At 45.3% G+C, this 13,314-nt stretch carries 16 protein-coding genes; 9 read left to right on the top strand and 7 right to left on the bottom strand.

Features of this window, described 5'->3' with window-relative positions; all coding sequences use genetic code 11:
• Nucleotides 1-112: 112 nt before the first annotated feature.
• Both ACJJI7_RS13520 and ACJJI7_RS13525 read right to left on the bottom strand, forming a co-directional pair.
• Entirely contained in the window at nucleotides 113-352 is a 240-nt protein-coding gene (locus tag ACJJI7_RS13520) for a DUF1653 domain-containing protein (RefSeq protein ID WP_282951201.1), read from the bottom strand.
• A gap of 14 nt (nucleotides 353-366) precedes the next feature.
• Complete coding sequence (locus ACJJI7_RS13525; RefSeq protein WP_020411799.1) at nucleotides 367-687, bottom strand: DUF3301 domain-containing protein; 321 nt, start codon at nucleotides 685-687, stop codon at nucleotides 367-369.
• A gap of 54 nt (nucleotides 688-741) precedes the next feature.
• Here ACJJI7_RS13525 and ACJJI7_RS13530 point away from each other — a divergent pair, with 54 nt between their 5' ends.
• The 3 genes from ACJJI7_RS13530 to tmpT all read left to right on the top strand — a co-directional run bounded on the left by ACJJI7_RS13530 (nucleotide 742) and on the right by tmpT (nucleotide 3,213).
• Nucleotides 742-1,437: an SDR family oxidoreductase gene (locus ACJJI7_RS13530; RefSeq protein ID WP_282951200.1), complete on the top strand. Its 696-nt coding sequence runs from the start codon at nucleotides 742-744 to the stop codon at nucleotides 1,435-1,437.
• 300 nt (nucleotides 1,438-1,737) lie between these two features.
• A complete protein-coding gene (locus ACJJI7_RS13535; protein ID WP_282953609.1) occupies nucleotides 1,738-2,244 on the top strand; it encodes a DUF1097 family protein in 507 nt (168 codons plus the stop codon).
• A gap of 330 nt (nucleotides 2,245-2,574) precedes the next feature.
• On the top strand, nucleotides 2,575-3,213 hold the full coding sequence (gene tmpT / locus ACJJI7_RS13540; RefSeq protein ID WP_282951199.1) for a thiopurine S-methyltransferase: 639 nt from the start codon (nucleotides 2,575-2,577) through the stop codon (nucleotides 3,211-3,213).
• 55 nt (nucleotides 3,214-3,268) lie between these two features.
• Here tmpT and ACJJI7_RS13545 read toward each other — a convergent pair whose 3' ends face one another.
• The 4 genes from ACJJI7_RS13545 to ACJJI7_RS22640 form a co-directional block, all read right to left on the bottom strand.
• On the bottom strand, nucleotides 3,269-3,571 hold the full coding sequence (locus ACJJI7_RS13545; RefSeq protein WP_051089466.1) for a GIY-YIG nuclease family protein: 303 nt from the start codon (nucleotides 3,569-3,571) through the stop codon (nucleotides 3,269-3,271).
• A 34-nt stretch (nucleotides 3,572-3,605) separates the two neighbouring features.
• Nucleotides 3,606-4,688, bottom strand: coding sequence for a PA0069 family radical SAM protein (locus ACJJI7_RS13550; protein ID WP_444901942.1), 1,083 nt, complete (start codon nucleotides 4,686-4,688; stop codon nucleotides 3,606-3,608).
• A 308-nt stretch (nucleotides 4,689-4,996) separates the two neighbouring features.
• Nucleotides 4,997-5,464: a hypothetical protein gene (locus ACJJI7_RS13555; protein WP_282951196.1), complete on the bottom strand. Its 468-nt coding sequence runs from the start codon at nucleotides 5,462-5,464 to the stop codon at nucleotides 4,997-4,999.
• A 53-nt stretch (nucleotides 5,465-5,517) separates the two neighbouring features.
• Nucleotides 5,518-6,015 carry a DUF6841 family protein gene (locus ACJJI7_RS22640; protein ID WP_507021861.1) on the bottom strand — a complete coding sequence of 166 codons (498 nt, stop codon included), beginning with the start codon at nucleotides 6,013-6,015 and terminating at the stop codon, nucleotides 5,518-5,520.
• 609 nt (nucleotides 6,016-6,624) lie between these two features.
• Between ACJJI7_RS22640 and ACJJI7_RS13560 the strand changes: the two genes are divergently transcribed.
• The 6 genes from ACJJI7_RS13560 (at nucleotide 6,625) to ACJJI7_RS13585 (ending at nucleotide 12,066) form a co-directional block, all read left to right on the top strand.
• The gene (locus tag ACJJI7_RS13560; protein WP_444901941.1) at nucleotides 6,625-7,719 is read left to right on the top strand and encodes a condensation domain-containing protein; all 1,095 of its coding nucleotides are present in this window, start codon (nucleotides 6,625-6,627) and stop codon (nucleotides 7,717-7,719) included.
• Between the two features lie 555 nt (nucleotides 7,720-8,274).
• Nucleotides 8,275-8,430, top strand: a complete 156-nt coding sequence (locus tag ACJJI7_RS13565; RefSeq protein ID WP_444901940.1) for a hypothetical protein — start codon at nucleotides 8,275-8,277, stop codon at nucleotides 8,428-8,430.
• A gap of 46 nt (nucleotides 8,431-8,476) precedes the next feature.
• The gene (locus tag ACJJI7_RS13570; RefSeq protein ID WP_020411810.1) at nucleotides 8,477-8,983 is read left to right on the top strand and encodes a hypothetical protein; all 507 of its coding nucleotides are present in this window, start codon (nucleotides 8,477-8,479) and stop codon (nucleotides 8,981-8,983) included.
• A gap of 525 nt (nucleotides 8,984-9,508) precedes the next feature.
• Nucleotides 9,509-10,342, top strand: coding sequence for a hypothetical protein (locus tag ACJJI7_RS13575; RefSeq protein ID WP_444901939.1), 834 nt, complete (start codon nucleotides 9,509-9,511; stop codon nucleotides 10,340-10,342).
• Nucleotides 10,339-10,734, top strand: coding sequence for a hypothetical protein (locus tag ACJJI7_RS13580; protein WP_444901938.1), 396 nt, complete (start codon nucleotides 10,339-10,341; stop codon nucleotides 10,732-10,734). Before ACJJI7_RS13575 ends, ACJJI7_RS13580 begins: the two co-directional genes overlap by 4 nt.
• Before the next feature lie 87 nt (nucleotides 10,735-10,821).
• Nucleotides 10,822-12,066, top strand: a complete 1,245-nt coding sequence (locus ACJJI7_RS13585; RefSeq protein ID WP_157533322.1) for a cation:proton antiporter — start codon at nucleotides 10,822-10,824, stop codon at nucleotides 12,064-12,066.
• 201 nt (nucleotides 12,067-12,267) lie between these two features.
• Here the strand turns inward: ACJJI7_RS13585 and tdh are convergent, their stop codons facing one another.
• Nucleotides 12,268-13,293, bottom strand: a complete 1,026-nt coding sequence (tdh, locus tag ACJJI7_RS13590) for an L-threonine 3-dehydrogenase, zinc-binding type (RefSeq protein ID WP_282953608.1) — start codon at nucleotides 13,291-13,293, stop codon at nucleotides 12,268-12,270.
• Nucleotides 13,294-13,314: the final 21 nt, after the last annotated feature.

Below are 13,314 nucleotides of genomic sequence, written 5' to 3' on the forward strand. Positions count from 1 at the left end.
TAGTTTGTTATTTTGGGTTTTGGGCTTAGGCCCGGGTGACTTGAGGGTATATTGAGCGAGCTCCCTGGTGCAATTCGCGAAATTGTTCCGCCCTTCAAATAGCGGTTGCAGATTATGCGCCCGCCCGTTGACTCTCAACCAATTCGAAAGGCTTCTCCAGTGCGAATCGAGGTATGATTTTACCGTCTTTTTCCAGGGTTTCTGTGAAGATTGACAGTGGTTTTGCCCACACACCGTAGTCTCCATATAGAGCGCGGTAAGTAACCAGTTTCTCCTCAGTTTTACTGTGAGTGGCGACATATAGGGCCCCGTAAAGGTTTCCTTTGTGGTGGCGATAGAGGCCGCGCTTCATTTTGGAATTACCTGTTAACTCATATGGTGGGGAGACAGTTGCAGTTGCTCAATTCGGCTGCCATGCAGAATGGCGATGCCAGAGTAACGGTGCTCCCCAGTGGAAGTGAATTCAAATTCATAGCTGCGCTGCAGGCTGATATGGCCATGTTTGTTGCGCTTGAGGCGGGTTTTTACCAGCATAACGGTATCGTCGAGTAACTGGACACCCAGCTGCTTGCAGTGGTTGGATGCTGCGCGTTTGACTTGCTCCTTGGCTGCCATATTCGCCCAGATATACCAGACAATGGTTGCCAGAAGCAGGAACCAGAAGATATCAGTTAGTGAGTAATACATTGCTCTACAGTTGCTATGATCGCTTTGCGCAAGAATAACATCGAAGGAGTCGAAATGTCTGGAACCATACTGATTACTGGAACTAACCGCGGTATTGGCCTGGAGATTTGTGCCCAGTTTGCCAGTGATGGCTGGAAGGTTTACGCCTGTTGTAGGGATCTCGATCGGGCCAGCGAACTCAAGACCCTGCAAGGGCAGTATTCAAACCTCTATCCCATTCAGCTAGATGTGACAGATTATTCACAGATGATATCCCTGGCAAAAGCGATCGAGGGAGAGCCTATAGATATCCTGTTCAATAATGCCGGTTATTACGGTCCCAAAGGGGTGGCTTTTGGGCAGGTAGATCTCACTGAGTGGCGCCGGGTGCTGGAGTCCAACACTATCGCCCCCTATATGATGGCGGAGACTTTCTGCGACAATGTGGCGGCCAGTGAACACAAGCTGATAGCGATGATGAGCAGTAAGGTGGGCAGTATCGCCGACAATCGATCTGGCGGAGGGTATATCTATCGAACCTCCAAAACGGCCCTTAACCAGATCGTGAAAAGCTTGTCGATTGACTTGAAGGAGCGAGGTATCACGGTAGTAGCTCTGCACCCAGGATGGGTAAAAACTGCGATGGGTGGTCCAGGAGCCCTTATATCTGCTGAGGATAGTGTCAGCGGCCTGAAAAAGATCCTTTTACAGGCAAACCAGGCCGATAGTGGTCACTTCTACAATTACGATGGTAGCCAGATTCCCTGGTGATAGTTGGGTATGGGTTACTGGCCTTTCTCTCGACCCCTCCCCCGTAGATGTCCTGATGTCTACTCGCACTGAGATTTATCCCGAGCACGCTTAGAGGTGATTTAGTGGCGCTTGATTTCCCTGTTTGCAAAATTAGGCAAGGATAGGGAAGGAGTTAGCTACCACCTTGTTCATTAAAACGGTAAAAATATCCACGAATATGGAGGGTGGGCGTTTCCCTCGATTTATGCGAATAGGAACGACGGCGGCATTTTAGGCAAGGACTGCGCGGTCAAATATGAGAGTGGCGGAGTGGAACTGATGAATGGGGCTGTAGATAGCACCGGCGGTGGATATACCCTTTCCCAAAAACGGCAGTTAAAAGGTATACGCCTGCTACTGGGATTATCGTTAGCTGCTGGAGCGGCGCTTTTAGGGGGGATGCCTATTTGGGTGGCTATGTTAGGTGTCATTGCGTATCACTCACGCGGTAAGAATCTACAGGCCGGGGCTTACAACTTGGCTTGTGCGGTTACCGGACTGGGCCTGGGATTTGCTGCCCAGGTGGTAGTGGCTAAATGGCAGTTACAACCTCACTTTGCAGCCCTTCCCATAGCTTTGCTATTTGCGGCAATCGGTGCTTGGGCAATGGGTCGGGTAACGGGCGTGAGTAATATTTCCAGCTACGCGATCGGCATTTTGATTGGATTTACAGCTCAGGTGAAAATATCACTGGATAGTTACTTTATTTTGATTGCAGCGATATCGATCGGTGCCGTTATGTCGGGGGTGGTCGATAGGCTTTGGCCCGGACGCCACAGCTTGTAATGGGAAGTGGATGTGAGTACCACAGAACAAAGGTTTTATTAGCAGCTTTTTTATTTGGATCGAATGGGAGTTGGGCGAACAGGTAAGAAGCAATCATTGGTGTAATCCCGTTTTTTTAATAGTGAAGTGGGAGTATATTGCTTAGAGGTAGTTGCAATGTTCAAACGAGTTATGTTTACAGTGGCGATGGTTTTCGTTACAGCTCTGGCCTTTACTGACCCTGCAGCCTCCGGCTCTGAAGCTGACTTAAAATATCTACAATATTGATAGAATTCAGTCATTGGCATTAATCTATATGTTGCCTTAATTTGATGCACAGGGGGGGCTTAAATGGAAGAAAAATTCTGGTTGGATAAATGGCAGAAAAATGAAATAGGTTTCCACGAAAAGTCTGGTAACCCCATGCTGGCTCAATATTTTACTGCGCTATCACTGAAAAAAGGCAGTCGTATATTCCTGCCTTTATGTGGAAAAACTGGGGATATAGCTTGGCTGAGAACTCAGGGATGTGCCATCGCCGGTGCAGAACTTAGTGAAGTGGCTGTGCAGCAACTTTTCGAAGAGCTTGAACTGACTCCAAAGATAGAAAAAGAAAATAACCTCAAGTGCTACAGTGCCGAAAAAATTAAGATTTTTGTAGGTGATATATTTTCCCTGACAGGAGATGCCCTTGGCTCTGTGGAAGCGATATATGATCGAGCCGCTTTGGTAGCATTGCCCGAAGAGATGCGTAAGCGCTATACCCAGCACCTGATGACAATAACAGGGGTTGCCTCACAGCTATTAATATCCTTCGAGTATGAGCAGTCGCAGTTAGCTGGCCCTCCTTTTGCGATCGGCTCCCGGCAGATCTTTGGCTATTATGATGCAAATTATCACCTGGAGATGCTTGGCCATCGGCAGGTTCCCGGTGGCCTGAAAGGTTTGGTGCCCGCTGAAGAGGTTGCCTGGCTACTGACTCGACGCTAATGCCTGTTACAGGTGTAACTTATTGCTACTTAAGCTTTCTGCCGGAGTAAGTCGCTTAATTTCCTATCTCCTGCTCGCCCTCCTTGAATAACACCATCGGTGGAAGGGTGCCGGCGATCAGGGCTTCCTTCTTTTGCTTGGGCCATTTCTTGATGGTCATTTCCAATTTGAGTGCCGCTGACTTACCTGGCACCCCTATCTGGTACTCAAGTTTGAGAGGGCCCTTACCCCGCAAAGCTTTAGCCGCTCTGGGACCGTTGGAACTGTGCTCTGTAAATCGCCGTTGAACATCCATTGTGATCCCCGTATAAAGAGAACCTTTGGAAGTACGGATCAAATAGACATACCAACTGTTCATTTAGTGGATTACCAGAAAAAGGTATTAAAATAGTTCAAAATAGTATCTGCTGATCTCCAGGCTGAGGTGGGCGGCAGAACTGGCTGCAGTCTAGCGATAGTCGACGATGATTCAATCCCAATTTCTTGATGGCAATAATAAAGCGTTGACGGAGTAGTTGGGCAAAAATACCAGTACCAGTGCGGCGCTGGGAAAATTCACTTTGGTAGTCACGCCCACCTCGGCTTTGCTGTACCAAGCTCATGACATGCCCAGCCTTTAGTGGGTAGTGAGCAGAAAGCCACTCTCGAAAAAGGGGCGCCACTTCATGGGGCAGTCGTAAAAGGATATAGGCTGCTCGCGTTGCTCCCACATCATGACCGGCCTTCAGGATTTTTTCCAGTTCATTATCATTGAGAGCTGGGATCATAGGTGCTGCCATTACCGCGGTAGGTATTCCTGTAGTACTTAGTTGCTCAATAATACGCAAGCGGGCTGCCGGCCCAGCGGTACGAGGCTCCAGCTTTCTCTTTAGCTCGTTATTTAAAGTGGTCACGCTTATTGCGATTTGGGCCAAGTTGTCCTGCGCCATTTCTGCAAGAATGGGAAGATCCCGAAGTATGAGCTGTCCCTTGGTGACAATAGTTACCGGTTGGTTAAACTTTTGCATAACCTCCAAAAGAGAGCGGGTGATTTTTTTATCTTTCTCCAGGGGTTGATAGGGATCTGTATTTGCTCCCAGAGCAATTGGGCTACATTGATACCCCGGCTTACGTAGAGCCTGCTCGAGTAGGTCTGCAGCATTAGGTTTGAAAAATATTTTGCTCTCAAAATCCAGTCCCGGCGACAGGTCCATATAGGCATGAGCGGGACGAGCGTAGCAATATATACAACCATGCTCACAGCCTCGGTAGGGGTTAATTGATTGAGTGAAGGGGATATCCGGTGACTGATTAGTGGCGATAATAGATTTTGCCTTCTCCTCAATAGCCGTTGTTATCAAGCGCTCTATAGGTTCCAGGTCCACTTGCCATCCGTCACTTTCATAAGTACTTGAATGGCTGGCAAATCGCCCGGTGATATTACTGGCAGCTCCGCGACCTTTGTGTAAGCGCAGAGGGTTGTTGGAATCTGTCATTTTACAATGGGAGAGGATGCTGGATGTATGTACAGTATAGATTGATTTGTTGGAATTGGGAATAGCCAGAAAGAAACTTGGTTTAAACAGCTTTTGTCGTTTGGCGACAATGATATAGATGATAAAAATTTTGGCCGAAATGAGCGAGTTAAGGTAAATTTCTAATCAAGAGTAAGTTGAATTAAGCATGTTTATTGGTGAAATCCAAAAGTTTCTTGATCCAACAATGTGGATCACCAATAAATATTAGCAGAGAATAAGCTGGCGCCCGCCCTGAAGAGTTTTACAAAGCGGGGTAGCAGATGTATCTATCCATTGGTTTCAGTAATGGTTTTGGGCATATATTTGGCAGGTACTGTAAGCCCCGGTCGCTCATCATCCCAAATCATATTCGTAATTTTCCATGATTTTCCATCATGGTAAAGCTGAATACTGTTGATCCCCCTCTTTAGAAACTGGGTTCTTTCCTCATCTTTCCAGGCTTCATACGTACTAAAGGCGTGGGCAATATTACCGAAAACTTCAATAATATTTTGAATTTCATCCTCGTAAAAGGCCCGCTCGCCTATCAGCTCCTGAAAGTTATCAGGGTAGTCTTGGATATCCATTACCAGTGATTGTGGTTCGCCATTACTGTCTGCTGAGGTGCGGATTACCTTTGCATAGGAAGTGAACAGGTTCTGTTGCCTCTTCCAATCCCGCTTATAACCCGCAGGGCCAGAAATTACCTTGTAGAGTTCCCTTAAAAGTTCTTGGATTTGAATTTTTGCGTCCATTGCTTCGTTCTCTTCATGTTATTTTTAGATATGTAAGAAAGCTATAATCCCATTTAACTTATACGAAAGTAAACCTCAATTACTGCTTTTATTTTTATAAAACACTGGGTAGTTGATTTAGGGGGGGGTAACCAGGATAGGATTTTCCACCCCTTCTCTGTATTCGCCAGAGTGTAGGTACTACAGATATGATCAAGTAGGGAGTAATGTGATGTGTAGCGCTTAAGTAAGGCTGACGTAATAGTTAGGTTCTCGCCACGAAACTGAGTTTGAAAATTGACTATTTCAGACCTTGCATAATCTCTCTTCTCAAGTGCGAAACGGATATCCGCTAGGATAGCCTCCACTTCAGCTGCACTGCTTGGTGAAAATATCTTTGGGTCGAAAATAAAGTGAGGAGTTTGTGCTAAGTAGTGGCTTGCTGAGCTCTCAATTTTCCGTGATGAAAAGTTGTCAATAAAACCCGTAAGGTAGTCTTCATCTGAGGTATTTGCATAAGTATGTAAACTCGTACAAAGCAGAAATATTACTAATTTCTTGAATATGTTCAACTTTCTACCTTTAGATTTTGTTGATTGAAATCTTTGCTATCTAAAAATGTATTTTTTTCTGCCGGTAAGTATCGCGACATTGGTGGCTCATCGATAGAGTTGCTTGCGAATAATAATTTAGAGTTGGCTGTGGGGTAAATGTGTATTTGATAATGGTAATTTTTGATTGTTCTTTGATGATATCTGGTGAGTCTGATCCTGTATGTATTGTTCGTGCTACGTCATTTTTAACATGGGCAATAGTTGGCTTTAATTTAATGGCATGGCAATCAGATATGTTTTTTATAAGGTTTGGATGACTATTTCCAGAATTTTACATATCTTGCTTTGAAGGGGCTGCTTCTGTGATCTAAAAGTAGCTATCAAAAAGCGGATTTTCCGTAAAGCAGGTCGGTTTGGTTATAGGTGCCAAGTTGGAGTCAGAGCTTGTTCCTAGCATAACTAGTTGTTTATTCTTATTTATTATTAGCCGTTTCTGGGTGCGTTCTGAGAATCGAACTATTGATAGCGCTTGGAAAGGCTGGAACATTGTGGATATATGGAAGGGTGCCGCGCTTTCTCTTTCCTATACTCCTTGGGCAAAGACCTCCCCGCCGGGAAGAGTTCACAATGCAAAAAGCAAAGCCTTTTCGAAAGCTTGGGGCTCAAGAAGCTCTTGATGTACATTTGACCAGCGAGTCAAACGGTGCGGTTCAACTGGTAACTTTCTTTCGGGTATGTAACACACTGAATATAGATAAGTTAATAAAGGGGGTAGAGTATCTACATAATTTCCATCCTATGCTCCATTCACGGATCAAGAGGATTCCATATGCCCATTGGTTCTGCGATGTGAGATTTGAAGATATTTCTATTGAAATCAAGAAGCATACACCACCTTTAAATTATGAAAAGGAGTTCAAGCGATTAGGAGGTAGCATTCTTGACTTGAATAAATTTACTTATTGCCTGACTGTTTATCTCGACAGGCAAGGAAGTGTGAAGTGGGTTGCTTTTGTTTTTAGCCATGCTGCCGTAGATGGGCGTTCAGCATTGATCTTAATTCGTGATTTAGATAGGTACTTGAGAGGGTATCAAACAGAGAAGTCCTTTCCCTCGATAATGCACAAGCCAGTGGAGGAATATGTTAGCTTAAGAAAACGTCTTAAAGGTTCAAATTTGCGAGTTAACGACAGTGTTTATACGCCAGTAAAGTGGCCAGTGGAGGAGGCAGCTCACGCCTCGCGGCGAAGTGGATGCTCTATTTATCGAGTCCTCCCAAAAGAATCTCTCGAACGTTTACAATCATTTCTAAAAAAAGAGAAGATATTAATTACATCTTTTTATAGTGCGATAGCCATTCTCGCTGCCCGGTCACTACCGGGTTTTTCTTCCGCAGCAGAGTTGATGCTGCCTATAGATGCACAATGCTTATGTAAATCTCTGATAAGCAAAGATGTTGTGGGGGAGTGCACAACATCTTTAACTTTATCACTCTCGCCAGAGGATACGAGTCTTGATTTGTTAAGTCTAGCAAGCTTAATTCAAAAAAAAGTTTATGTGCACTTGAGAAGTGGTGCATTTTCTGATCTTGCCCTGGAGCCGGATTGTAATCCTGCAGAGATCGTAAAGATAGCTAAAGAGCTTGCCTCTGAAAAGGACTGTTTTTTTCCGGTATTTGTGTTTCCAATATGGGAGATGTACAGGAATTTGTGGGCCCTTTGATATTCTTTGATTTTGGCTTGATTATGACTGTTCAGACCCATGGGGCTCATCCGATAATGGTTCTGACTTATACAATAAATGGGCAAGGGGTATTTGTTTTCGGGTATTGTGAGCCACTGGTTAGTAGAAAAAGTGCTGTAAATTATGTGAAAAAATATATGAAGTTACTTGGGGAGGTGTTTGATGGTTAAGGTTTTAATACAGATTAGCCTTTAATTAATTTTTTAAAGATTTACTGTTTGCAGAAGCAAGCCCAGCAGTATTTTCCGCTCAGTAATAATTTTTTGTTGACTTAGTAGCGAGTGTTATAATTTTCTAACTGGGAGCGTATTTGTGGCAGCTAAACAATTCTCCAGAGTGCTGGGTGCAGAATAGGCTATTTTTACGGAGCTGGCACGAAGAACTTGTGGTGGGACTTTAGTTGTATCTTTCATAAAGGTTTTAACTGCGCTGAGCGTTGAGCAGTTATGCTCTGGATTCGCCAAAATTGATAAAGTTTATCCGCTTTTGCAGGCAAGGGTTGAGCCATGAGAGCAGTTAATCTGGCGTTGTGATGTGCCCTTTGAGTCAATTCTTATTGAATTGGTTAAACTGGATAATCCCCTTGACTTTGAGCGAGAGTTTAATCGTAGGGGAGAAATGGGGCTGGATGTTGACAAATGTACCTATACGCTCTCCTTCTACATTGATTCTAAAGAAAAGGTAGAGTGAATTATCCTTGATAAGCAGCCATGCGGCCTTAGATAGTTGTTCTGTAATGACATTATTTTGTGTCTTGGATTTCTACTTTAGGGATGAAGTGACTTTTAATTTAGATGGTCGGCCCCTGTATGGTGCGGTCGAGAATTACTTTGAACCATCAAAGTATTTTACAAGCCAGGAGCCTTCGGTAGTAAAGGATGAACTATTTAAATGGCTTGTAGAAGAATCAGCTTTTTCTCCCGAACGTCAGGGCCGGGCTGTTTATCAGAATTTTACAACGAGGGATCTTGCGACTCTAGTCGACATGGGGAAGAAACATAAAGTGAGACCTAAAGCGTTATTTTGTGCGGTTGCTATTCAGTCTTCCCGCATTCTGCCGAATCACAGGGATTGGATAAAAGTTTTATTGCCTTTAGATGTGAGAGAACTATATGGTGCTCATATAGGATTGAGTGCTGTCGGTGCTTTCTCTGCTGTGACTACACTCGAAGTAATGCCGGATATTGATGTGGAAGATACCTGGCAGTTGGCAAGATACTTACAAGTGGAACTTGACCGTTAAGCTGAGACAGGAGAATCCCGTAAATTTGGTATCCCCAAACACTATGAGCTGAGGGATGTCATCGGTTGTATACGGGAATATGAAGACAAAAACCCTATTTTTGCTGAGGGGCTATGTGTTTCCAATGTAGGAAGTATGAAGGCTCTAGGCACAGAAATGAATTACTTTGAGATTGTTACTGCTATTCCACTTCAAACTCATGGTGCTCATCCGATCCCACTACTAACTTATTCCACCGTAAGAAATTCGGTTTTCATATACTCTTACTGTGAGCCACTCATAAAGAAACCAGGTGTTTTGCTATTTGTAGATAGATATATAAATACATTAAGGAAGTTATTGAAAATGGAAAAACTAACGTAGTGCCTGCGTGAATATGAAGAAAGTTAATATTCCATATGTTTATGCGGTGGGTATGCCCTTTGCAGTACTTATTGCCTCCACTTCGCCTAATTCCTCCCCTTTTCCTATACTGGTTGAGTAACTTCGCTGGACTACAAGATTCAATCAATGTAGGGCTCAGATATGCAGACAGAGCCACCTTCCCGAGAGCTGGATGCCCATAAAGCGTTGTTTTTGGCGTTGACTATATGGTCAATAGTTGGCGCCCAGGTTATTGTCTTTATCCGGGTATGGGAGGCAGTGGGTATTAAACTCTTGCACCGAGGTATCGCTTATCTACACCTGTTTCCCCCGATGTTGGGAGCCCGGGTTGAGAAGGGGGTAAAGCCCTCGTGGTGTTGCAATGTTGAATTTGGGGGGATTCTTTTTGAGGTGTATCTTGAAAGGTATGCCTGCCTGGTAACCCTTTATGTAAATAAAGAAGCGGAAGTTGAATGGATCGTGGTAGCGCCCTGCCATGGAGCTATTGACGGCCGCTCCATTATGGCTCTGTTTTGTTATCTGGATGTTTTTTTGGTTGATGGCTTTTGTCCAGAGCCGGCCTCTCTGTCTTTGCCAAAGCCTGTTGAAGAATTACTTAGGGCTGTGGGTCACGTTAGTAGTGATACTTTATTTTACCGGAGTAGGAAAGAGGTAATGTGGCCACCAGTAGAACAGCTGGCTGCAGTTGAAAAGCGTACTAGCCATGCCATATCCCGGGCCCCACCCACAGAAGTGAATGAGTGTCTTGCTGCATTTGGAGAAAGGCACCATATAAATCATACGGCTATCTATTGTGCAATTGCGGTAATATCTGATCACACCTTACCCAGCCACCGCCCATGGGTAGAAATTCTCTTACCAATGCGTGTTCGAAGAATGTACCAACCGATAATTGATATTCATGTTGTTGGGGGGAGGGTGCCGCCACAACCGCTTCGGAAGTTCCTTCTGAGTCTGTTTCAGGGGATATTATGAAGCTCGCAGGCTATTTTCAATCAGGTTCTAATCAAAAGTGTCGACGGCAGGGACCGAGGGCATTTACATTTGAAACGAATTATCAACAGCAAGATATCCTTCAAATAGCCAAAGTGTGTGCTTCAGAAAAACCAGTATTTCTCTCAGCAATTTGTGTTGTGAATGGAGGCAATATGCGTGGTACCGAGGAAGGATTATGTTATTTTGAGTTTGAAGCAGAAATATTAGCACAGAATCACCGTACCCAACCCGTTACGGTAATTTCCTATACCGCCGAATGCCTGTCGGTATTCGTTGTTGGATATTGCAAATTTTTAATCAGTAAACAGAGCGCTTGTAGGTTTGTAGATCGATATATGGAATTAGTCGAGGATTTAGTGGAAAGGACTTAATACCATAGAAACCTATCGTGAATACAGTCGGAGGTTTTTAATTCTGAATTGCTGGTTGATCCTGACCATCGCTGGGAGAGTAAATTTGTGAACGATGTGGTTGTCATTGTCGGGCAGGGGCTTTATTTGGCTGCAGCAGCAGTTCTTGGCTTAGGTATTGCCCGTATCTTAAGGATCGATAACACACTCGGGTGCCTGGTCGCTGGGGTACTGGCGGGATTATTGCTACCAGTGATTGATTATGATACTGGCTTGCGCGCTACCAGTCTCCGTGAGTTGGTTTTCTTTGTGATTCTGCCTGTTTTAATTTTCGAATCGGCTTGGCAGCTTGAGCCGAAAATACTGAAGCGTTGGATTGGTCCGATTCTTCTATTTTCTACTTTGGGTCTTGTAGTCTGTGCCTTTCTTATTGCTGTAATTACTTACTATGGAATTGGGCATCCAGAAGGCTTCCCCTGGATTGCCGCCCTGCTTACCGGAGCGATACTTGCAGCTACTGATCCGGTATCAGTGGTCAATAAACTTCGCCAGGAAAAAACTGGTGAGGATTTATTAACCCTCGTAGAGGGTGAAAGCCTTTTTAATGACGCTGCCGCTGTAGTCCTGTACTCACTGGTTTTAGGGCTGGCCACTTATTCTATTGTTGGCGCAACTGGTATGGGAGCAGAAGCCCCCTCTCTGGGTGTGGGTCCCGTGACGCTGTATTTTTGTATGATATTTTTTGGTGGAGTGGCAGTTGGGCTTGTTTTTGGGTTGTTTACTACTCTGGTTATTTTATTTCTCAGGTCTCCCAGTGCCTCTCTAATGACTTTGGTCGTTGCTGCTTTTGCTAGTTTTTACCTGGCTGAGAGCATATTGCATGTATCGGGTATTATCTCGGTGATGACTTGTGCAATTGTTGCCAGAGCCTGTCTGCGCAAACAGAGTAAGACGTTTCTTGCCGACGCGGAGCCCACCTGGGAGTGGTTGGGATTACTATTTACCGCGATCATTTTTGTGATTATGGGACTGGTGATTACCTTTGAGATGTTTACCCATCAATGGCTGGCTATGATGATTGCCACAGCAGCAGCTTTAGGAGCACGGGCTTTGTCAGTGGTTTTGGTGACCCCTTTGACGAGGTTCGTTGGCCCACCCATCCCAAAATCCTGGCGCCTATTAATGAGCTGGGGGGGGCTGCGTGGTGTAATCGCTGTTGCATTAGTGTTATCACTACCTGTCGAACTTCCCTACTGGTGGACGATCCAGTCTATGGTATTCGGCGTTGTCCTATTTTCACTACTGGTTCAGGGTACAACCAGCGGGCGTCTGATACATAAATTAAAGTTATAGATATGAAAGTTATAGATATGAAAGTTATGGATATGGCTTTTGTGTCTTTTGTTTACGGGATGGATCAGGCAGAAAGCCAGTAAGAATTACTGAGAAAGAAATACTGAAGATATCGAGGAAACACGACAGAATCAGGAGGGAGTGCTGTTTTGATGAAGGGCTTAGGGTTGGGCTGCGGGTTGCCCCGCAGCCTGGGCAGGGCTATTTCCAGTTAAGGATAACCTTGCCGGACTCTCCGGAGCCCATAGTATCGAAGCCTTTCTGGAAGTCATCGATATGGAACTGATGGGTAATAACCGGAGTTAAGTCCAGGCCGGACTGGATCAGGCTGGCCATTTTATACCAGGTTTCGAACATCTCGCGGCCGTAGATACCCTTAATGATCAGGCCTTTGAATATTACCTGGCTCCAGTCAATGGCCATCTCGCCAGCGGGAATTCCCAGCATGGCAATTTTGCCACCGTGGTTCATGGCAGCGAGCATATCGCGGAAGGCCGCGGGTACACCGGACATTTCCAGGCCCACATCGAAGCCTTCACTCATGCCCAGTTCAGCCATCACATCGCTGAGGCTTTCCTCCGCAACGTTCACTGCACGGGTTGCGCCCATTTTACGGGCCAGATCCAGGCGATACTCATTGATATCAGTGATTACCACATGGCGTGCGCCAACATGTTTAGCTACAGCAGCAGCCATAATGCCGATGGGGCCGGCTCCGGTAATCAACACATCCTCACCGACAAGATCGAATGACAGAGCGGTGTGTACGGCGTTACCCAATGGGTCGAAGATAGAGGCCAAATCGTCGGAAATATTATCCGGGATTTTGAAGGCATTTAATGCAGGAATAACCAGGTACTCGGCAAAGGCGCCCTGGCGGTCCACGCCTACTCCATAGGTGTTGCGGCATAGATGGCGGCGACCGGCGCGGCAGTTGCGGCAGTGCCCGCAGGTAATATGGCCTTCGCCGGAAACACGATCACCCACCTGGAAGCCCGCGACTTCCTGGCCCATACCAACTACTTCTCCTACGTACTCATGCCCCACTACCATGGGGACCGGGATGGTTTTTTGCGACCACTCATCCCAGTTATAGATATGCATGTCGGTACCACAAATGGCGGTTTTGTGGATTTTGATCAGAAGGTCGTTGTGGCCGGGCTCAGGAATTTCCACGTCTGTGAGCCAGATTCCCACTTCAGACTTCAGTTTCGATAGTGCTTTCATTGTCATTAAAACTACAAATAG

This window comes from Microbulbifer variabilis (assembly GCF_056232115.1).

Coding starts and splice junctions, on each gene's coding strand:
- ACJJI7_RS13520 (WP_282951201.1), bottom strand. CDS start 352: ATGAAGCGCGGCCTCTATCGCCACCACAAAGGAAACCTTTACGGGGCC.
- ACJJI7_RS13525 (WP_020411799.1), bottom strand. CDS start 687: ATGTATTACTCACTAACTGATATCTTCTGGTTCCTGCTTCTGGCAACC.
- ACJJI7_RS13530 (WP_282951200.1), top strand. CDS start 742: ATGTCTGGAACCATACTGATTACTGGAACTAACCGCGGTATTGGCCTG.
- ACJJI7_RS13535 (WP_282953609.1), top strand. CDS start 1,738: ATGAATGGGGCTGTAGATAGCACCGGCGGTGGATATACCCTTTCCCAA.
- tmpT (WP_282951199.1), top strand. CDS start 2,575: ATGGAAGAAAAATTCTGGTTGGATAAATGGCAGAAAAATGAAATAGGT.
- ACJJI7_RS13545 (WP_051089466.1), bottom strand. CDS start 3,571: ATGAACAGTTGGTATGTCTATTTGATCCGTACTTCCAAAGGTTCTCTT.
- ACJJI7_RS13550 (WP_444901942.1), bottom strand. CDS start 4,688: ATGACAGATTCCAACAACCCTCTGCGCTTACACAAAGGTCGCGGAGCT.
- ACJJI7_RS13555 (WP_282951196.1), bottom strand. CDS start 5,464: ATGGACGCAAAAATTCAAATCCAAGAACTTTTAAGGGAACTCTACAAG.
- ACJJI7_RS13560 (WP_444901941.1), top strand. CDS start 6,625: ATGCAAAAAGCAAAGCCTTTTCGAAAGCTTGGGGCTCAAGAAGCTCTT.
- ACJJI7_RS13570 (WP_020411810.1), top strand. CDS start 8,477: ATGACATTATTTTGTGTCTTGGATTTCTACTTTAGGGATGAAGTGACT.
- ACJJI7_RS13575 (WP_444901939.1), top strand. CDS start 9,509: ATGCAGACAGAGCCACCTTCCCGAGAGCTGGATGCCCATAAAGCGTTG.
- ACJJI7_RS13580 (WP_444901938.1), top strand. CDS start 10,339: ATGAAGCTCGCAGGCTATTTTCAATCAGGTTCTAATCAAAAGTGTCGA.
- tdh (WP_282953608.1), bottom strand. CDS start 13,293: ATGAAAGCACTATCGAAACTGAAGTCTGAAGTGGGAATCTGGCTCACA.